Below are 19,094 nucleotides of genomic sequence, written 5' to 3' on the forward strand. Positions count from 1 at the left end.
ACAACGATGGATTATCCCATCATTGTCTTTTTTACTTTGCTTCTTACATAAATCATCCCAGCAAATGTTAATAAAAATGCTGTCCCGATAATGAAGCTGATGCTAGGTGATGCTCCGATTGCGCCGACTGTAAAGGAGCCAGCAACAACTCCTAATGAGAAGAAGGCATAAAATAATCCGAATGCCTTTCCGCGATTATCGTCTGTAGTATTTTCAACGAGTAAAGCGTTAATAGACGGAAAGAGGATTGCGAATCCAATTCCATAAATCATCATTACGATAAAGAGCATACCTTTTGTAGCAAATAATCCGAGTAAAGATAATGCGAATGCCATAACTGCAATTCCGATTAGCATTAGTTTCGAACGATTAAATCGATCGTAAATACGATTTGTTGGAAGCAAGAAGAAGAGGATAGCAGTAATACCGAATACACTTAACATCATGCCTGTTGTAGATGCTTTAAGCGCTAATGCCTCAACTTTTACTGGTAACATATAAGTGACAATCCCTTGTGAAAACATTAATGTGAAAGCACCAATATATGCTTGTAATAACGGTTCTGATTTTAAAAGTTCAACCATATCTTCTTTGTTCATCATTTGCGTTCTTGATGTATCTTTTCTTGATACGTTATTTGGTAAGAAGAATAGAGATACGATCGTACCAAGAGCCATTAAAATAGAAATAGTAATGAAGACCCACTCTACGCCAGCTGTTGCTTTCATAATACCGCTGAAAGCAGGTCCTACGATTGCGGCTGTTCCAACAGCAGCACCAGATAGAGCCATTGCTTTTCCTTGTCTTTTTGCATTTGTTTGTTTTGATAAAAATGTAAAGGCAGCAGGAATTAAAAAGCCATCACTAAATCCATGCATAAAGCGCACAACTAATAGTTGTTCACCACTTTGAACAACGGTGTATAACAAGACTATGAAACTCGTAATTCCCATGCTTATATAAAGGATTTTTTTTGCACCAAATTTATCGACAGCGGCTCCAGCAATAATATTACCGATCATATTAGCGAATGAGTACATACCGACAACTAGCCCGATAATAAGAGGAGTTCCTCCAAGGCTTTGAGCGAAAGTACTCATAATAGGTAATTGTGAAAATGTATCTAAAAATGCCACGATAACGATAAAGTAAATAAAATATTTCAAGCGATATTCACCTCTCCTATGCTATTATGGCACAATGCTAATTTCACCTGCAATGAAATTGAATTAACAGATGTGGAAAAAAGTACAAAGTGACAAAATATTGAACGTTATTTGTAAAAAATTAGTGGGAACGTGATTGTTTTTTTGAAATATATGGATAGAAGTATTATAATAGAATTGTAAACTTCACCAGGTTAAGTATATACATAGAGAGGGATGTATAAAATGAAAGCACTACTTTGGCATAATCAACGTGATGTACGAGTAGAAGAAGTACCAGAACCAACAGTAAAACCAGGAACAGTGAAAATCAAAGTTAAATGGTGTGGTATTTGTGGGACAGACTTGCATGAATATTTAGCAGGGCCTATTTTTATTCCAACAGAAGAACATCCATTAACACATGTGAAAGCACCTGTTATTTTAGGTCATGAGTTTAGTGGTGAGGTAATAGAGATTGGTGAAGGAGTTACATCTCATAAAGTGGGAGACCGCGTTGTTGTAGAGCCAATTTATTCTTGTGGTAAATGTGAAGCTTGTAAACATGGACATTACAATGTTTGTGAACAACTTGTTTTCCACGGTCTTGGCGGAGAAGGCGGCGGTTTCTCTGAATATACAGTAGTACCAGAAGATATGGTTCATCACATTCCAGATGAAATGACGTATGAACAAGGTGCGCTTGTAGAACCAGCAGCAGTAGCAGTTCATGCAGTACGTCAAAGTAAATTAAAAGAAGGGGAAGCTGTAGCGGTATTTGGTTGCGGTCCAATTGGACTTCTTGTTATCCAAGCAGCTAAAGCAGCAGGAGCAACTCCTGTTATTGCAGTTGAACTTTCTAAAGAACGTCAAGAGTTAGCGAAATTAGCAGGTGCGGATTATGTATTAAATCCAGCAACTCAAGATGTGTTAGCTGAAATTCGTAACTTAACAAATGGTTTAGGTGTAAATGTTAGCTTTGAAGTAACAGGTGTTGAAGTTGTACTACGCCAAGCGATTGAAAGTACAAGCTTCGAAGGACAAACTGTAATTGTTAGTGTATGGGAAAAAGACGCAACAATTACTCCAAATAACTTAGTATTAAAAGAAAAAGAAGTTATTGGTATTTTAGGATACCGTCACATCTTCCCAGCTGTTATTAAATTGATTAGCTCTGGTCAAATTCAAGCAGAGAAATTAATTACGAAAAAAATTACAGTGGATCAAGTTGTTGAAGAAGGATTTGGAGCACTTGTAAAAGATAAAACACAAGTGAAAATTCTTGTTTCACCTAAATAAGATAGAATCGAAAAGAGTAGCCCTTTTCTAGAAATAGAAGAGGGCTACTTTTTTTCTGTACAGAAAGGTGATAGACTTTCCTGTAACTAAAGGTATTTTGTTTGGAAGGGGAAGTCTAATGCTTTCATTTATGTTGACATTGAAACGGATGCTAAAAGCTTGTTTGCGAGCATGGAAAGATAAAGAATTTCAAGTGTTATTCGTATTAACAATTTTGACATTAATATCTGGTACAATCTTTTATAGTACAGTGGAGGGGTTACGTCCTCTGGATGCTTTATATTTTAGCGTTATGACGCTGACTACTGTCGGTGATGGACAATTTAGTCCCAAAACTGACTTCGGAAAGATATTTACGATATTATACATATTTATAGGGATCGGATTAGTGTTTGGATTTATACATAAGTTGGCAGTTAATGTACAATTGCCAAGTATATTATCGAATAGAAAAAAAGAGTAAAGCATGTGTATGCTTTACTCTTTTTTTACATTAGTTTAGACAAGCCTTAATAATAGTTTATTAAAATGAAAGTGTATTCATTCATTATATTCACTGTGTATAAAGTTATAATGATATGAACATTTGCATATTTTAATTTAGTGATAGAAATTTCGTGAAAGGTGGGATATTCTAGTCATAGGTTAACCGGACGACATCATAGGATCCTAACAAAATGTTTACAATAATTCAATTATAAAATGGAGGATTTTATATGAAAAAGAAAGTACTTGCTTTAGCGGCAGCTATTACATTAGTTGCTCCATTACAAAGTGTTGCATTTGCTCATGAAAATGATGGGGGACAGAGATTTGGAGTTATTCCGCGCTGGTCTGCTGAAGATAAACATAAAGAAGGCGTGAATTCTCATTTATGGATTGTAAACCGTGCAATTGATATTATGTCTCGTAATACAACACTTGTAAAACAAGATCGAGTTGCACTATTAAATGAATGGCGTACTGAGTTAGAGAACGGTATTTATGCTGCTGACTATGAAAATCCTTATTATGATAATAGCACATTTGCTTCACATTTCTATGACCCTGACAATGGGAAAACTTATATTCCGTATGCAAAGCAGGCAAAGGAAACTGGAGCTAAATATTTTAAATTAGCTGGTGAGTCTTACAAAAATAAAGATATGAAACAAGCATTCTTCTATTTAGGATTATCTCTTCATTATTTAGGGGATGTAAACCAACCGATGCATGCGGCAAACTTTACGAACCTTTCGTATCCACAAGGATTCCATTCTAAATATGAAAACTTTGTAGATACGATAAAAGATAATTATAAAGTAACGGATGGAAATGGGTATTGGAACTGGAAAGGTACGAATCCAGAAGATTGGATTCATGGAGCGGCAGTAGTTGCGAAACAAGATTACGCTGGCATTGTAAATGATAATACGAAAGATTGGTTCGTAAGAGCAGCTGTATCACAAGAATATGCAGATAAATGGCGCGCTGAAGTTACACCAATGACAGGTAAGCGTTTAATGGATGCACAACGTGTTACTGCTGGATACATTCAGCTTTGGTTTGATACGTACGGAAATCGTTAAGTATTTGAAAAAGGTCAAATCTCAGAATAGAGTATTTGGCCTTTTTATGACTATACAATACATGGAGGTATGAAACGTGAAAGGTAAATTGCTAAAAGGTGTACTTAGCTTAGGGGTTGGTTTAGGAGCTTTATATAGCGGAACTTCAGCTCAAGCAGAAGCATCTACAAATCAAAATGATACATTAAAAGTGATGACGCATAATGTATATATGCTATCAACAAACTTATATCCAAACTGGGGACAAACTGAGCGTGCTGATTTAATCGGGGCGGCAGATTATATAAAGAATCAAGATGTTGTTATATTAAATGAAGTGTTTGATAATAGTGCCTCAGATCGTTTATTAGGCAATTTGAAGAAAGAATATCCAAATCAAACAGCAGTATTAGGTCGTAGTAGTGGAAGCGAATGGGATAAAACGTTAGGGAACTATTCATCTTCAACTCCTGAAGATGGTGGCGTTGCGATTGTGAGCAAATGGCCAATCGCTGAAAAGATTCAATATGTATTTGCAAAAGGATGCGGGCCAGATAATTTATCGAATAAAGGATTTGTATACACGAAAATTAAGAAAAATGATCGTTTCGTTCACGTGATTGGGACGCATTTGCAGGCTGAAGATAGTATGTGCGGAAAAACTTCACCAGCATCTGTACGTACGAACCAATTAAAAGAAATTCAAGATTTTATTAAAAATAAAAATATACCAAATAATGAGTATGTGTTAATTGGTGGTGATATGAACGTAAATAAGATAAATGCAGAGAACAATAATGATTCAGAGTATGCATCTATGTTTAAAACATTGAACGCTTCTGTACCATCTTATACTGGACATACAGCGACTTGGGATGCAACGACAAACAGTATTGCAAAATATAATTTCCCTGATAGTCCTGCCGAATATTTAGATTATATTATTGCAAGCAAAGACCATGCGAACCCATCGTATATAGAGAATAAGGTGTTACAGCCGAAATCTCCACAATGGACTGTTACATCGTGGTTCCAAAAATATACGTATAATGATTACTCTGATCATTATCCAGTAGAGGCGACTATTTCTATGAAGTAGTTTCAAAAAGTTTCTTCGTAAAGAAGAAACTTTTTTTATTTGCAAACAGGAAAATCATACTTTCTTTCCAATATGTATAAGACATATTGAAAAGAGGAGAGAAAAATGTGGATCGAGGAATTTTTAAAGAAGTTCCATTACCGTGTGCATTTTTGGATGAAGTGGCTTTAGATAGAAATATTCAATCGATTATAGAGTTAAGTGGAAATAAGAAGATTCGTATAGCGAGTAAATCGTTACGTTCTGTTCCGATTATGCAAAAGATTTTAGCTGCAAATGATCGATTTCAAGGTATTATGTGCTTTTCACCTAGAGAGGTTTTATTTTTAATAGAACAAGGATTTAATGATTTATTGCTCGGATATCCTGCTTATGATGAAAGAGCTTTGTGTGAAATTAGTTTGCTAACAAAGAAAGGTTTCATTATAACTTGTATGGTGGATTGTGAAGAGCATATTGTGTATTTAGAAAAAATTACTGAGAAATCTAAAGGATGTTTTCGTGTTTGTTTGGATATTGATATGAGTAGTCGTTTCTTTCAATTTCATTTTGGTGTACAAAGATCCCCAGTAAAAAATGTGCAGGATGCGTTGAAAGTAGTAGAAAAGGTGAGAAGGTCATCATATTTAATGTTAGATGGTGTGATGGGTTATGAAGCTCAAATTGCTGGGGTGGGAGACCATATACCGAATCAATGGCTGAAAAGTAAAGTGATTTCGTATTTAAAGCAGAAATCAGTGCTAGAAGTGAAAGAAAGAAGAGAATATATTGTAAAAGCAATACAAAAACTTGGTATTGAGCTAAGGTTTGTAAATGGAGGCGGAACAGGAAGCATAAAAACAACTGAGAAAGATAATTCAGTTTCAGAGATTACAATAGGTTCTGCTTTTTATTCTCCGAAGCTGTTTGATTATTATAAAGAGGTGAAATTTCATCCAGCGGTCGGATTTGCCTTACCAGTTGTGCGTAAACCAGTCCCGTTTATTTACACTTGCCTAGGTGGTGGATATATTGCTTCAGGAGCAGTTGGAAAAGATAAAGAGCCTGAAGTTTGGAGACCGAAGGGTGCAAAACTATTAGCTTTAGAAGGTGCTGGCGAGGTACAAACGCCAATTTTTTATAACGGCGAGGAACGAGTGGATATAGGAGAGTCCATTTTGTTTCGTCATAGTAAGGCTGGTGAATTATGTGAGCGCTTTCCTTTTTTGTATCGTGTTAAAAAAGGAGAGATTGTTGGGGAGTATTCAACATATCGGGGGGATGGCCAATGCTTTCTATAAAGGGACAAAAGTGGAGGAATTGGACAGGGAATGTAGAAGGAACGCCGCATTATACGATGTATCCAGAAAGTATACAAGATGTAGTAGAAGTAGTGGGGCTTGCACGAAAAAAGGGGCGGAAAATTCGTGTTGTTGGTTCAGGACACTCGTTTACACCCCTTGCGCAAACCGAAGAAGTTTTAGTTTCTTTAGATGAATTGAAGGGCATTGTGAATATTGATGAAGAGAAGATGGTCGCTGAAGTGTGGGCAGGAACAAAGTTATATGATTTAGGGAAGTTACTTGAGGAAAAAGGTTATGCGCAAGAAAATTTAGGGGATATTGATTCACAATCTATTGCAGGAGCGATTAGTACGGGGACTCATGGAACGGGTATTACCTTTGGGAGTTTATCAACACAAGTTATAGAGATTACGGCCGTTTTATCTAATGGTGAGAGTATAGTTTGTTCGGAAGCTGAGAACGTAGAATATTGGAGAGCGTTTCAGTTGTCACTTGGAATGTTAGGTATCATTGTAAAGATAAAATTGAAGGTTATTCCAGCGTATTCACTCGTTTATGAAAGTGAAAAACAGTCATTATCTACTGTAATGAACAAACTAGAAGAGTATAAGAAGCATCGTCACTTTGAATTTTTCGTTTTTCCTTATTCTGATGAAGTACAAGTAAAACTTACGAACGAAACAACGAATCAAGGCAGTGATTTGAAATGGCATAAACTAAAGGTGGAGTTACTTGAAAATAGGATGTTCTCTTTACTATCTAAAGGGTGTAAATGGTTTCCTTCTATAAGTAAAGGAGTGAGTCGATTATCAGCTAAGGCTGTACCAAACACAAAAATAATTGGCCCGAGCTATGAAGTATTTGCTACATCACGTACGGTACCATTTTATGAAATGGAGTATAGCATTCCTTCAAAGTATATGAGGACTGTGGTAGAAGAAATCTCAAATATTATTGAAAAGAAAAAGTATAAGGTGCACTTCCCGATCGAATGCCGCTATGTGAAAGGTGATGATATATGGCTTAGTCCAGCCTATGGAAGAGATTCAGCGTATATCGCTGTTCATATGTATAAAGGTATGAAATATGCTGCTTACTTTGGCGAAGTGGAAAAAATTTTTCTGAAGTATGAAGGGCGTCCGCATTGGGGGAAAATGCATACATTATCGTATGAGCAATTACAAGATATATATCCAGAGTTTCATTCGTTTTTACAGGCGAGGAAGTCTCTAGATGAACTTGGAATGTTTTTTAATCCTTATGCAGAAAAGTTATTTATCCCGCTATTTGCCGGGGAGTAAGACCCCCACTGATTAAAGTTTCACATTATGTATATAAAAAAGCTGACAAATAATTATTTGTCAGCTTTTTTTAGTGTAATTGCATTTCTTGTATGACTAATATGTTCATAAAAAAGTAGTTTATCACGGCTAAATACATGCAGTAAAACATGAATAATAAATAGGCCGTTAATGATAAATAGGAATAACAATGTAACGAGTAATACTAAAGGCTCTGTATGATTTAACATAGAGCTACTAGAAAGAATGTAATTGATTCCGCCTAACGCAAAATAAAATATACCGTAGCGAATAAATAGTTCTTTTAATGTAATACGATCTGATTTTCCTTTCAGGTGAATGCGAAGCAATGCTTTCCCAATTGTTTTTCCATTCGTAAAGTATGGAATAATAATAAAGTAAATAAGGATTGAACACGTAATGAAAATGAGTTCATACATATTGGTGTAAGATTGCATATTAGAAACGAAGAAAGAATTTCCTTTGTTTTTAACGACAGGTACAACGATAGATAAGAAAATCCAATCAATTTGCATCGCGATAAGGCGACGAATGAATCCGACTGGTTTCGTTTCCAAATCAATATGACTATCTAACTCATTTGTCTTCGGAAGGAAGTACGTAAATATTGGTGCAATGATAAAACCAATTACGCCACCTAATGTATTTAAAAACAAATCATCGATATCAAATAATCGGTATGCACAATTGTATATACCGTATAATCCAGTCACTTGTGTTAGCTCGAAAAATAGTGAAAGGAAAAAGGAAATGCAAATTGTTTGTAAGAAACTACGTCGGAAATAATAACGTAAGTAAATACCGAATGGAACAGTTAATAGAACATTAAATGCAACTTGTAAAAACGCAGACTCTTTTAATAAGTAGAAATAAGTAGCTGGTTTCGTTAAAACTGCCGATGTATGACTACTAATCTCTTGTATGAAATAAAATGGTGAGAGTTGCATGTGTTGTGTATTAGCCGGTTGTAGGCTACAAGTATCAAACGTTTGTGGTAACGGCAAAATAACAAGAAAATAGGCATTTAATAAGTAAAGTAATAATGAGTATAAAATAAATGAGCGCCATTTATTTAAATAACCGTATTTTCGATAATTAAATATTAAAAAAGGGATTAAAAGAAACATTGCTAAAAAGGGAAATAAAATAAACGCTGTTTTCACTGGAAATAAATATGCAGTCAAAGTAAAACTCCTTTCAATAAAAATTCGTTTATCATTATAGCGCTAAAAATATTTAAATACAAAGTTAAAATCTTTCGAAATAGAAATAATTACTAATTTTATAGGAATTAAGTTATAATAAATTTAATATAAGGATATTATGATTATATAAGTTGAGAGAGGGTACAAGAGATGCGATATGAACTTTTTTCTGTAAGTGGGGATCATATTACGACTTTTGAAAGTGCATGGCGTTTTCAGGAGGGAGAACAGATTTTTGTTCATGATGATCAAACAAAAAGAAACTTTATTATTATTCGTCTGACGCATGATGTATTTCAACAAAATAAACATGTTATTCGTTTGTATTGTCAAGAGAAGAAAGTGTATGCATAAGAGAAGCCCTCTTACAGTATGAAAAGTAAGAGGGGCCTTATCTCGTTATTTGTGAACAGCCCGATTGATGAGAGCTGATTAAAGTTTCACTTTATCATTTTGCCCCTCGTAAGGAATAAAAAGAGAAGGGTTAATGTACATAGCTAGCATTTGATTTGGAAGAAAGGATATAGCCTTGTATTTTGCGCTTCAAAGTTACATTTCTTTCTCTTTGAGAAAGCCATGTATGGTAATCTTGTTGTGTTTTCCATAACATACGAATCATATATTCTGTCTTATCATTTGTACGATGAACATGTGAAAACTCTATGTTAATACAACCGTTCGTTCCGGGAGAAGGATAATATTGTTTAAGCCCATAAAGAAGCTCACATTCATATCCGTACTTAATATGAATGAGTTTAGTAACAATAAACATATAAACACCTCTTTTACGATAATAGTAGGAAAGATAGCTTTACTATAATAGTGAACTTAAAAAATATTATACTATTCAGAAAATTCAAAGTAAATGATAGATTTTCACTTAATAAAGGTATAAAAAAGCGAGTCATCTAGTGTAATAGAATGACTCGCTTTCAATTTGTAAGTTTCATTTTATAAGAAAATAAGAGTAAGTATACCTACGATAATACAATAGAAAGAGAAATATTTTAAATTTCCTTTTGCCATAATGTTCATAAACCATTTTAGTGAAATATACGTCATGATAAATGTTGCGATGAATGCAACAACATATGGCACGAATAATGTGTCTAGATTTGGATCATTTGCAATGTCAGTAATGCTTAACAATAAGCCACCTAAGCTAACAGGAATGTATAGTAAGAATGAAAAGCGAAGAGCTGTTTCTTGCTTCATACCAAGTAACATTGCTGCTACGATTGTGGCACCAGATCGGCTTATTCCGGGAATCAGTGCGCAAGCTTGTGCTAATCCGACGATGATTGCATCTTTCATAGAAAGGTCGCCATCATTTTTACGACCGCGTAAATTTCTAATAATCCAAAGGCCGACAGCAGTAATAAGAAGGGAAATCCCAACCATCTTCACACCTTTTAAGTACTGATCGATGTAATCTTTAAATAAAACACCAATAACACCTGCTGGAATGGTTGCAATAACAAGATAAATAATAAAGAAGAAATCTGATTTTGCGTCTTCTGCTCTTGTAAATATATAAGAGAGACCATTCTTCGTTAGACGAATTAAATCATTTCTATAAATAAGTAATACAGCTAATAATGAAGCTGAATTAACAAGTAGTTCGAAGCTAAACCCTTCTATTTTTAGTCCTAGCAAATGTTGTGCTAAAACGAGATGACCACTTGAAGAAATCGGAATTGGTTCTGTTAGTCCTTGGAACAGACCGAGAATTAAATATTTTAAAACGTAGTAAAATTGTTCCATAATAACCTCCTTGTTTATTAGTTGAAAGAAACAACTTTTCCATTATAACAAAGATATGGATGAATATTGAAAAGAAATAAATATTCGAAATAAAATAAAAATCCCTCATAGCAGTATAAGGGATTTTTATTTTTAATTAAGAATTTACTGTTCCTTGAAGACTTTTAGACAATTGAACATCGACTTTTTCAGCATCATGAATATGATTCATAATAGTAGTATTTAATTTTTGGAACATTTGTTGTGTGTTAGCGAATTCTCGTAATATGTCATCATTACAAGATTTTTGGTTTTCAATAGCCTTAATAACATTTGTAGCACCATTTTGTAACGTTTGAATCATAACTAAAATATTTTCAATTCTAGCATTTGTATCGGCGCTCATTTCTACACCTTCATCGACTAAATGTAAATTATCTTTTGTGTTATCGTATGCTTTTTCAATTTCTTCTTGAATTTTTTTCGTTAAGTTGCCTATGTTTTTTGTACTTTCTGCTGTACTTTCTGCTAGTTTTCTTACTTCATTGGCAACGACAGCGAATCCTTTACCGTGTTCTCCAGCACGTGCGGCTTCAATACTCGCATTTAAAGCAAGTAAATTTGTTTGTGCTGCAATGTTTTGAATGACTTCTACAATTTGCTCGATTTCCTTTGAGCGTTCGCTTAGATGATTCATACTATTAGACGTGCGTTGGGATTGTTCACCTAATTTATTAATTACAATAAGTAAGCGGTGAACGGATTCTTTACCTTCATTAGAGCAGTCAATAATTTCTGCAATAGACTGAATTAAGCTTTGTTCCTTTTGTAACATTTCATTATTTAACTCATTGGAATGTGTCGTACGTGTTGAAACATTTTCGAAACATGAACTTAATTGTTGAACTAAATTTTGGAGTGTATTGTGTTGGTTATTTACAAGTTGGTGCTCTTGGACAACGCTTTGTACACGATCGTGGATAGTAGAAATAGTCTCTTGTTTTTCAATATCTTTTTGTTTTAATTCTGCTTCTAATTCTTGTATACGCTCTTCTAATTGAGCAATTGTATGTTGGAGTGATTTCTTTTGAGTAAACATGTATTTATTTCAACCGCCTTCGAAAGTTATATTTTCTCTATATTTGGATTTTAGCATCTTTTGTATTTTTTAAATATAGGAATTGTTAAATATTTAAGAATCTATTACATTTTATTCATAATTCTCTTTTTTTTGTCACGAAAAATAAACTGTATTTAATCGTTTTGTAAACAAACTGTAAAATAAATCATGTATAACTGTATAAGAAGGGAGTCGGATTATGAACTATTTTAAGCGAATCAGCTGTCTAGTATTAGCAGGAATTATCGGTCTTTCTAGTACAGTCGCTGTTAAAGCAGAGTCAAACGACGAGAAACTTAACAACATGCAACAGCAATTGCAACAAAACGATGCAGAAATGCAAAAGAAAGAGCAAGAGAAGCAAGCTGTTAGTAAAGAAATTAAAGGTATCGAAAACGAACTACATAATTTAAATAATACAATTGCAAAAAATAAAGAGGATCAAGCTGCTATTCAACGTAAAATTGATGAAACACATAAGCAGATTGAACAAAAAAAGGAAGAAATTATCGTTTTGGAGGATAAAGTCCTTGCTCGTAAAGATATTATGAGAAAACGTATGGTTTCTGTTCAAAACAGTTCAAATACAAGTTTAGTAGTAGAAGTTGTAGTAGAGTCAAAAAACTTTGCAGACTTCTTACAACGTATGAACGCAGTTTCTACTATTCTAGAAGCTGATAAAGAAATTTTACGTCTACAAGAACAAGATCTTCGTCAAATTGAAGAAGATAAGAAAACAATTGACGAAAAAGAAGCATCTTTAGTAGTAGACAAACAAAAATTAGCAAAATCGCAAGCTGAACTGCAAGATAACTTGAAAAAACGTCAAGATAACTTACAAACAGTTCAAGCTAAATATAATGAGGTTGCAAGTCAACTTAATTTAGCAGCAGAAGAAAAAGCTAAAATTGAATCAAATATGAAGACAGTACAAGAAACGATTGCTCGTGAGCAAGAAGCAGCAAGAATTGCGGCAGAAGAGCGTGCAAAAGCAGAAGCGGCTGCAAAAGCAGAGCAAGAAGCTTTAGCGAAAGCGCAAGCAGAAATTGCTGAAAAGCAAAAGCAAGAAAAAGCTAGTAAACCAGCTGAACCAGTTGCTAATAATAATTCGAAGGTAGAACCTGCAAAACCTGCACAACCTGAACCATCTTCTAAGCCAACTGCTGGTGGGAAAGAAATTTATGTAGAAGCTACAGCTTATACAGCTGATCCAGGGGAAAATGGTTATGCACCAGGTCAACAAGTATTTTCTGCATGGGGACCAGGTGGTAAAGGTTATAATCTAACTGCAAACCCAGGAATGAAATTAATTGCTGTAGATCCAAATGTTATTCCATTAGGTAAGACTGTAAATGTTGAAGGTTATGGAGTAGCAATTGCAGCCGATACTGGTGGGGCTATTAAAGGGCATAGAATTGATGTTTTAATGCCAGATAAAGGTTCATCAAGTAGCTGGGGCAGAAGAACAGTTAAAGTTACAATTTTAAACTAACAAGTAATCCAACTTTACAATACGTAGAGTTGGATTTTTTTATAATAATAATGTTAGGTTGAGTTTACATTTTGTTAAGGATAGCATACAATAACGGTGAGAGGTGGTAAATTTGACCATTTTAAACAGAGTAAAAGAATTAAGAGCTCGTTTTAACTTTACACAAAGCGTATTAGCAGAAAAGGTTGGAGTAACGAGACAAACAATTGCAGCAATTGAAAAAGGGGATTACGTTCCTTCATTGTTACTAGCATTGACGATTTGTGATGTATTCCAGTTAAAGATGGAAGACGTGTTTGTTTTAAATAAGGAGGGGGAAGAGGATGAATAGAATTGGTTTTTCTTATATTATAAATGTACTCTATACTGTACTAGCATGCTGGACATTTGTTGAATTTTATAGTGTTATTACAGAGTTAGCAGATATATTTAAAAACGAGAAATTCACGTTTGAAGTAGCGGTTAATGGAGTACCATTTATTTTATTATTTATTGGAGCTATTATAGTTACAATTTTTTATAGAATTCAAAAGAAAAAATATAAGAATTTATCTTTTTGGATGTATCCATTATTATTTCCACTAGAAGATGAACGTGAAAAAGCGATTACGGATAAAGCTTGTCGAACAACATTTGTATCGTTATGGTTTGTGTTACCTTGTGCAGTTGGATTTTTAACTTTTTCGCCTATTATTAATGAATATCTTCCTGGATACCCATTATATATTCTATTTTCTATTTTCTTTATTCAAATGACAGTATTTCACGTATCACTATACAGAAATAAATTAGCTTAAAAAGAAACCTTCTTGCACCGGCAAGAAGGTTTCTTTTTAAGCTAATACTTGTACATATAGCGATATTATTTTATCATTTTATATAGAGTAAGATTTTGTAAGGGAAAGGAATTGTATATGAATAAGCAAAGAATTTATAGTATAGTAGCAATCCTTCTATTTGTTGTAGGTGGCGTGTTAATTGGAAAGCCATTTTATGATGGATATCAGGCTGAAAAGAAACAGACTGAAAATGTGCAGGCTGTTCAAAAGATGGATTATGAAAAGCATGAGACGGAATTTGTAGATGCTTCCAAAATTAATCAACCAGACTTGGCGGAAGTAGCGAATGCATCATTAGATAAGAAACAAGTAATCGGTCGTATTTCGATTCCAAGTGTTTCAGTAGAACTGCCTGTTTTAAAAGCTTCTACTGAAAAAAACTTATTATCAGGTGCAGCGACAGTAAAAGAGAATCAAGTTATGGGAAAAGGGAATTACGCACTAGCAGGACATAACATGTCTAAAAAAGGTGTTTTATTTAGTGATATAGCTTCTTTGAAAAAAGGCGATAAAATTTATTTGTATGACAATGAAAATGAATATGAGTATGCGGTTACTGGTGTATCTGAAGTAACTCCTGATAAGTGGGAAGTTGTAGAGGATCATGGGAAAGATGAGATAACGCTTATTACATGTGTATCTGTAAAGGATAATTCTAAGCGTTATGTTGTTGCTGGTGATTTAGTAGGAACGAAGGCGAAGAAGTAAAAAAGAAGGTGAACTTTTTAAAGAGTTCACCTTCTTTTTTACTAATGTTGAGAAATAATAGATTATTTTGGTTGGTATTTAAGTATTCTTCTATTTATGTATAATAAAGTTAGAATTCTATATTTTGGGAGGAACAAGAGTGAGACAACAGGTGAAGAAACTTCTTTTAACAACGAGTATAGCGTTATTGGTAGCTCCAATTTCAGCTTATGCGCATCCAGGGCGTACAGATGCTAATGGCGGACATACGTGTCGTACAAATTGTGAGAAATGGGGATTACAGTACGGGGAATATCATTATCACAATAAACCAGCCTCTAGTAGTGGTGCAACGAGCCCAGCTCCTAGCCAGAATAATAATAGTGCTGTAGAAGCTGAGAGACAAGCAGAAGCACAGCGCAATACTGAGGCTGAAAAACAACGTGCTGCAGAAGCACAGCGTAAAGCTGAAGAAGAGAGACAGCGTGTAGCCGAGGAACAAAGAAAAGCTGAAGAGGCACGTAAGCAAGAGGAAGCGCAGCGCCAAGCTGATATGGAAAAAGGTCAACTTGAAGGTCAAAAGAATGGAGAAACTGATTTTAAAGCAGGAAAAAATGATGCAGAAGTGCATGTAGCTGGAAAATCTGATGCATATAAACAAGCGTTTAAAGCGACTTATGCAGCCGCATGGTCTTTAGAAGAGCAGAAGAAAACGCATTTTGAAAAAGGAAAAGAACAAGGTTTAGCACAAGAGACGATGGACGATAGTCAAGTTGCTCCAGAGTTTAAGGTAAACATTGCAGACGGATTCAAAGTAGGGAATAAAGAAAGAACAGAAAAAATTGAAAAAGAGCAAGCTGAGTTAGGGGAAAAGACAGGGAAAGAACTAGCTGAAAAGAATCCTGGAAATAGAGAGAAAGAAGTATACGTGAAGGCATATGAAACAGCGTATGAAAAAGGCTATAAGTCTACAAAAAAGGCAGTAGAAAAAGCTGGCTATAAGTATGCATTTGAAAACTATGATTTAAAAGTTCCTGCTAAGTATGAAAGAAATGAATTGTTAAAGAAATGGTTTACTGAAGGATTTAAATCGAATAAAAAAGCAGCGGAAATTCGAGAAGAAGGGTATAAAAAGGGAGACAGCTGGTTCTCATTCTTCTATAAGAGTTTCGTACCAAGTGAATATAAAGAACATAAAGAGCTGTACGAACAAGCAATCGAAAAAGGTAAAACAGCATAAAAAAAGATGAGGAGAAATTCCTCATCTTTTTTAATCCATCCATTTCACTAATTTCTTAGAAATTAATAATAAAACACAACCTAATACAATTGCCACAGCGCCAATAACTGTGAATACTTCAGCGTATCCAAGTGAAGTTGTGAAGCTTGCAAGTTGTCCGCCTAAAATGTTGGCGATACCTGAACTTGCTAGCCATACACCCATTAGTAAAGATGCTAATTTTACCGGAGCAAGCGCACTAACCATTGATAGTCCGACAGGTGATAAGAATAGCTCACCTAACGTATGGAAAAGATACGTAAAGACGATAAATAGTAAGTTTGCTTTTTCTGTAATGTTATGTTCATCACTACCTGTTTTTAATGTTGCGATAACGAGAATGATATAACCGATACCGAGCAAGATCATCCCAAGTCCCATTTTAGTTGGGATTTTTAAATCACCGCGCTTGCGAGTTGCAAGTTTTGCCCATAATGCAGAAATGACTGGAGCAAGCAAAATAATAAATAATGGATTGACCGATTGGAACCAAGATGTTGGAACTTCCCATCCGAACACAGAGCGGTCTACAAATTTGTTTGTATATAATGTTAATGAGCTACCAGCTTGTTCAAAGCCAGCCCAGAAGAAGACAACGAAGCATGTTAAAATGACGATAACTGCGGTACGTTGTTTTTCTTTTTTTGTTAATGGTGTATCTCCTACTGATGGTTGTCCAGCAGCTGTTTGTAAATCGCGAGTTGGTTTTTTACCGATATTACCAAGGAAGCGATTTGATAGTGTTGTAAATAAAATTTGTCCAATAATCATTCCGATTGAAGCGGCTAAGAAACCGTAACGGAATCCGTAATGTACAACGCCATCAACTGTTGTTTTGAATAAATTTTCTGATAAAAATCCGCAAACGAGTGGAGCTAAAAATGACCCGACGTTAATACCCATATAGAAAATGGTAAATGCACTATCACGTTTTGGATCGTTCTCTTCGTATAATTCTCCAACCAGTGTAGAGATGTTCGGTTTGAAGAATCCGTTACCGATAATAATAAGCGCTAATCCGAGGTATAGGCCTAATTGGTTTTGCAAGGCAAATAGTGTAAGGTTACCGATTGCCATTGTTATACCACCAATTGTGATCGCTTTTCGTCTACCTAGAAAACGATCTGTTAAGTATCCACCAATCATTGGTGTGAAATAACAGGCTCCAGTGTAAAATCCGTAAATAGAGAGTGCCCATGCGGGACTAAACCCAAGACCACCGCTTACTAAAGCTGTCGTTAAATATAATGTTAATAATCCTCGTAATCCATAGTAACTAAATCTTTCCCACATTTCTGTAAAGAAGAGTAAGTATAAACCTGGAGGATGTTTCTTTTTTCTTTGTTGTTCTCTTTCTAGTTGTATCGTTGATTCCATTTTATTTTCCTCCTGACACAAACAAAAACAAAGTTAATAATTTTGTACATTTAATATTTTACCTTATTAACTATTATAAGTCAATAAAGGTTGATTTTTCAGAAGAAATTGGAAAAGGGGGATAGCTATAGAAGGGGTGTTTCTTTTGTGATAGACTATGGACTATGTTTTCTTTGTAAGGAAGCAGGTTATTGTACTTTTTTTATATGTGGAATTGATTTCATAAGAGATAAAATTAAAGAAGGAGAAAGAAATGAAATTGTTACAGAAAAAAGAAATTTTACTTATTAGTCTTATGTTATTTTCGATGTTCTTTGGAGCAGGGAATCTTATATTCCCACCTTTTCTTGGATATGAAGCAGGAGAACATGTGTGGATTTCATTAGTAGGATTTATTATATCAGCAACAGGTCTTCCTATATTAGGTGTTATCTCTATTGCAAAAGCAGGAAGTTTTCAAACGTTAGCGGGTAGAGTTCATTCTTCATTTGCAATTATTTTTCCATGTATCGTGTATGTATTTATTGGACCTGGGCTTGGTATACCACGTGCGGGAAGTTTAGCCTTTGAAATGGGGCCAGGTCAGTTATTCCCTGAAGCAGGAAGCGGAGTATTATTGTTTTATACAGTTATTTTCTTTAGTATTGTTTATTGGTTAAGTTTATCACCATCTAAGTTAATGGGTTTGTTTGGGAAAGTTTTAACACCATTATTATTATGTATGATTGCCATTATTTTTATAAAAAGTATGTTTACATCAGTAGGTGGCGTGAAAGAGGCTGCGGGGAATTATGGACAAGCTCCTATGTTTCAAGGATTTTTAGATGGATATTTAACAATGGACGCGTTAGCTGCTTTAATTTTTGGAATTGTGATTGCAAATGCATTATGTGCAAAGGGTATTGAAGATGATAAAGGTTTAGCGAAATATATGAGTATTGCTGGAATTGGAGCAGGACTATTATTATCTATTATTTATGTCATCCTTGGATATGTGGGGGCAATTAGTGGCTCATTAGGAACATTTGATAACGGTGCGAAAGTGTTAGCACAAGTTATGATTACATTATTTGGACAGGGCGGAGTCGTTTTATTAGGTCTTATTTTTACTATCGCTTGTTTATGTGTTTCAATTGGACTTGTTACGTCTTGTAGTCAATTTTTTGCGAGTGCATTTCCGAAAGTATCTTATAAAGTGTGGGCATTTATAGTAAGCGTTGTTAGTATGATCTTAGCTAATTTAGGATTAACGCAAATTTTAAAAGTATCAGTACCAATTCTTGGATTTATTTATCCAATTGCATTAACGCTTATTATTCTAGGGTTATTCCATAAGTATATTGGGAAGTATGCATACGTATATGCAGTAACTGTTTGGTTTGTAGCAATATTTAGTGCAATTGATATTTTAAATAAAAATGTAATGATGAATCAGTGGACGTCAGTATTAAAATACATTCCATTTTATACAGAAGGTGTTGGGTGGATAGTTCCAGCTATTATAGGCGTGTGTGTTGGTGTCATCGTTAGCATTGTTCTAAATAAGAATAAATGAGTAAAAAGGTGTTTTCCTATTTTGGGAAGGCATCTTTCTTTTTTTGGAAAAAATACTATTGAAAATGAATAGACTAAGAGTATGATAAAGATAATTGGTAAT

The 19,094-nt window shown here is 34.5% G+C and carries 18 protein-coding genes and 1 pseudogene; 13 read left to right on the forward strand and 6 right to left on the reverse strand.

Annotated features, from left to right (window positions below; genetic code table 11):
• Positions 1 to 11 precede the first annotated feature (11 nt).
• A complete protein-coding gene (locus QCI81_RS17765; RefSeq protein ID WP_000873271.1) occupies positions 12 to 1,166 on the reverse strand; it encodes an MFS transporter in 1,155 nt (384 codons plus the stop codon).
• Between the two features lie 225 nt (positions 1,167 to 1,391).
• Between QCI81_RS17765 and bdhA the strand changes: the two genes are divergently transcribed.
• The 6 genes from bdhA to QCI81_RS17795 all read left to right on the forward strand — a co-directional run bounded on the left by bdhA (position 1,392) and on the right by QCI81_RS17795 (position 7,674).
• The gene (gene bdhA, locus QCI81_RS17770; protein ID WP_071732216.1) at positions 1,392 to 2,444 is read left to right on the forward strand and encodes a (R,R)-butanediol dehydrogenase; all 1,053 of its coding nucleotides are present in this window, start codon (positions 1,392 to 1,394) and stop codon (positions 2,442 to 2,444) included.
• 118 nt (positions 2,445 to 2,562) lie between these two features.
• Positions 2,563 to 2,907, forward strand: a complete 345-nt coding sequence (locus QCI81_RS17775; protein WP_000948241.1) for a potassium channel family protein — start codon at positions 2,563 to 2,565, stop codon at positions 2,905 to 2,907.
• A gap of 253 nt (positions 2,908 to 3,160) precedes the next feature.
• Entirely contained in the window at positions 3,161 to 4,012 is an 852-nt protein-coding gene (gene cerA / locus QCI81_RS17780) for a phospholipase CerA (protein WP_000730997.1), read from the forward strand.
• A 76-nt stretch (positions 4,013 to 4,088) separates the two neighbouring features.
• On the forward strand, positions 4,089 to 5,090 hold the full coding sequence (gene sph / locus QCI81_RS17785) for a sphingomyelinase C (RefSeq protein ID WP_000676799.1): 1,002 nt from the start codon (positions 4,089 to 4,091) through the stop codon (positions 5,088 to 5,090).
• 107 nt (positions 5,091 to 5,197) lie between these two features.
• Complete coding sequence (locus QCI81_RS17790; protein ID WP_071732215.1) at positions 5,198 to 6,370, forward strand: amino acid deaminase/aldolase; 1,173 nt, start codon at positions 5,198 to 5,200, stop codon at positions 6,368 to 6,370.
• Entirely contained in the window at positions 6,358 to 7,674 is a 1,317-nt protein-coding gene (locus QCI81_RS17795; protein ID WP_071732214.1) for a D-arabinono-1,4-lactone oxidase, read from the forward strand. The genes QCI81_RS17790 and QCI81_RS17795 overlap by 13 nt, the downstream gene beginning before the upstream one ends.
• 53 nt (positions 7,675 to 7,727) lie before the next feature.
• Here the strand turns inward: QCI81_RS17795 and QCI81_RS17800 are convergent, their stop codons facing one another.
• The gene (locus tag QCI81_RS17800; protein WP_000128017.1) at positions 7,728 to 8,879 is read right to left on the reverse strand and encodes a VanZ family protein; all 1,152 of its coding nucleotides are present in this window, start codon (positions 8,877 to 8,879) and stop codon (positions 7,728 to 7,730) included.
• A gap of 171 nt (positions 8,880 to 9,050) precedes the next feature.
• On the opposite strand from QCI81_RS17800, the gene QCI81_RS17805 reads away from it, so the two are divergent.
• On the forward strand, positions 9,051 to 9,254 hold the full coding sequence (locus QCI81_RS17805; RefSeq protein WP_001268332.1) for a hypothetical protein: 204 nt from the start codon (positions 9,051 to 9,053) through the stop codon (positions 9,252 to 9,254).
• A gap of 130 nt (positions 9,255 to 9,384) precedes the next feature.
• Here QCI81_RS17805 and QCI81_RS17810 read toward each other — a convergent pair whose 3' ends face one another.
• The 3 genes and pseudogenes from QCI81_RS17810 to QCI81_RS27220 all read right to left on the reverse strand — a co-directional run.
• Positions 9,385 to 9,672: a hypothetical protein gene (locus QCI81_RS17810; protein WP_000471243.1), complete on the reverse strand. Its 288-nt coding sequence runs from the start codon at positions 9,670 to 9,672 to the stop codon at positions 9,385 to 9,387.
• A gap of 179 nt (positions 9,673 to 9,851) precedes the next feature.
• Positions 9,852 to 10,664 (reverse strand): undecaprenyl-diphosphate phosphatase, encoded by an 813-nt coding sequence (locus tag QCI81_RS17815; RefSeq protein WP_064532065.1) that lies wholly within the window; start codon positions 10,662 to 10,664, stop codon positions 9,852 to 9,854.
• Between the two features lie 136 nt (positions 10,665 to 10,800).
• A pseudogene (locus QCI81_RS27220) lies at positions 10,801 to 11,331 on the reverse strand (methyl-accepting chemotaxis protein); the annotation flags it as partial.
• 631 nt (positions 11,332 to 11,962) lie between these two features.
• Between QCI81_RS27220 and QCI81_RS17825 the strand changes: the two are divergent.
• The 5 genes from QCI81_RS17825 to QCI81_RS17845 all read left to right on the forward strand — a co-directional run bounded on the left by QCI81_RS17825 (position 11,963) and on the right by QCI81_RS17845 (position 16,021).
• Complete coding sequence (locus QCI81_RS17825; protein WP_071732213.1) at positions 11,963 to 13,255, forward strand: 3D domain-containing protein; 1,293 nt, start codon at positions 11,963 to 11,965, stop codon at positions 13,253 to 13,255.
• A gap of 112 nt (positions 13,256 to 13,367) precedes the next feature.
• Positions 13,368 to 13,586, forward strand: a complete 219-nt coding sequence (locus tag QCI81_RS17830) for a helix-turn-helix transcriptional regulator (protein WP_000154019.1) — start codon at positions 13,368 to 13,370, stop codon at positions 13,584 to 13,586.
• Positions 13,579 to 14,052 (forward strand): DUF2178 domain-containing protein, encoded by a 474-nt coding sequence (locus QCI81_RS17835; RefSeq protein WP_071732212.1) that lies wholly within the window; start codon positions 13,579 to 13,581, stop codon positions 14,050 to 14,052. Before QCI81_RS17830 ends, QCI81_RS17835 begins: the two co-directional genes overlap by 8 nt.
• A 117-nt stretch (positions 14,053 to 14,169) precedes the next feature.
• Complete coding sequence (locus QCI81_RS17840; protein WP_001041724.1) at positions 14,170 to 14,802, forward strand: class A sortase; 633 nt, start codon at positions 14,170 to 14,172, stop codon at positions 14,800 to 14,802.
• A 139-nt stretch (positions 14,803 to 14,941) separates the two neighbouring features.
• The gene (locus QCI81_RS17845) at positions 14,942 to 16,021 is read left to right on the forward strand and encodes a YHYH domain-containing protein (protein ID WP_071732211.1); all 1,080 of its coding nucleotides are present in this window, start codon (positions 14,942 to 14,944) and stop codon (positions 16,019 to 16,021) included.
• Between the two features lie 30 nt (positions 16,022 to 16,051).
• Here the strand turns inward: QCI81_RS17845 and QCI81_RS17850 are convergent, their stop codons facing one another.
• The gene (locus QCI81_RS17850; protein WP_000446273.1) at positions 16,052 to 17,437 is read right to left on the reverse strand and encodes a peptide MFS transporter; all 1,386 of its coding nucleotides are present in this window, start codon (positions 17,435 to 17,437) and stop codon (positions 16,052 to 16,054) included.
• A gap of 253 nt (positions 17,438 to 17,690) precedes the next feature.
• On the opposite strand from QCI81_RS17850, the gene brnQ1 reads away from it, so the two are divergent.
• Positions 17,691 to 18,992, forward strand: a complete 1,302-nt coding sequence (gene brnQ1, locus QCI81_RS17855) for a branched-chain amino acid transport system II carrier protein BrnQ1 (RefSeq protein WP_071732210.1) — start codon at positions 17,691 to 17,693, stop codon at positions 18,990 to 18,992.
• Positions 18,993 to 19,094: the final 102 nt, after the last annotated feature.

The organism is Bacillus cereus group sp. MG20 (genome assembly GCF_040459885.1).
Lineage (GTDB): Bacteria > Bacillota > Bacilli > Bacillales > Bacillaceae_G > Bacillus_A > Bacillus_A cereus.

Coding starts and splice junctions, on each gene's coding strand:
- QCI81_RS17795 (WP_071732214.1), top strand. CDS start 6,358: ATGCTTTCTATAAAGGGACAAAAGTGGAGGAATTGGACAGGGAATGTA.
- QCI81_RS17775 (WP_000948241.1), top strand. CDS start 2,563: ATGCTTTCATTTATGTTGACATTGAAACGGATGCTAAAAGCTTGTTTG.
- cerA (WP_000730997.1), top strand. CDS start 3,161: ATGAAAAAGAAAGTACTTGCTTTAGCGGCAGCTATTACATTAGTTGCT.
- QCI81_RS17815 (WP_064532065.1), bottom strand. CDS start 10,664: ATGGAACAATTTTACTACGTTTTAAAATATTTAATTCTCGGTCTGTTC.
- QCI81_RS17835 (WP_071732212.1), top strand. CDS start 13,579: ATGAATAGAATTGGTTTTTCTTATATTATAAATGTACTCTATACTGTA.
- QCI81_RS17810 (WP_000471243.1), bottom strand. CDS start 9,672: ATGTTTATTGTTACTAAACTCATTCATATTAAGTACGGATATGAATGT.
- QCI81_RS17805 (WP_001268332.1), top strand. CDS start 9,051: ATGCGATATGAACTTTTTTCTGTAAGTGGGGATCATATTACGACTTTT.
- bdhA (WP_071732216.1), top strand. CDS start 1,392: ATGAAAGCACTACTTTGGCATAATCAACGTGATGTACGAGTAGAAGAA.
- brnQ1 (WP_071732210.1), top strand. CDS start 17,691: ATGAAATTGTTACAGAAAAAAGAAATTTTACTTATTAGTCTTATGTTA.
- QCI81_RS17850 (WP_000446273.1), bottom strand. CDS start 17,437: ATGGAATCAACGATACAACTAGAAAGAGAACAACAAAGAAAAAAGAAA.
- QCI81_RS17840 (WP_001041724.1), top strand. CDS start 14,170: ATGAATAAGCAAAGAATTTATAGTATAGTAGCAATCCTTCTATTTGTT.
- QCI81_RS17825 (WP_071732213.1), top strand. CDS start 11,963: ATGAACTATTTTAAGCGAATCAGCTGTCTAGTATTAGCAGGAATTATC.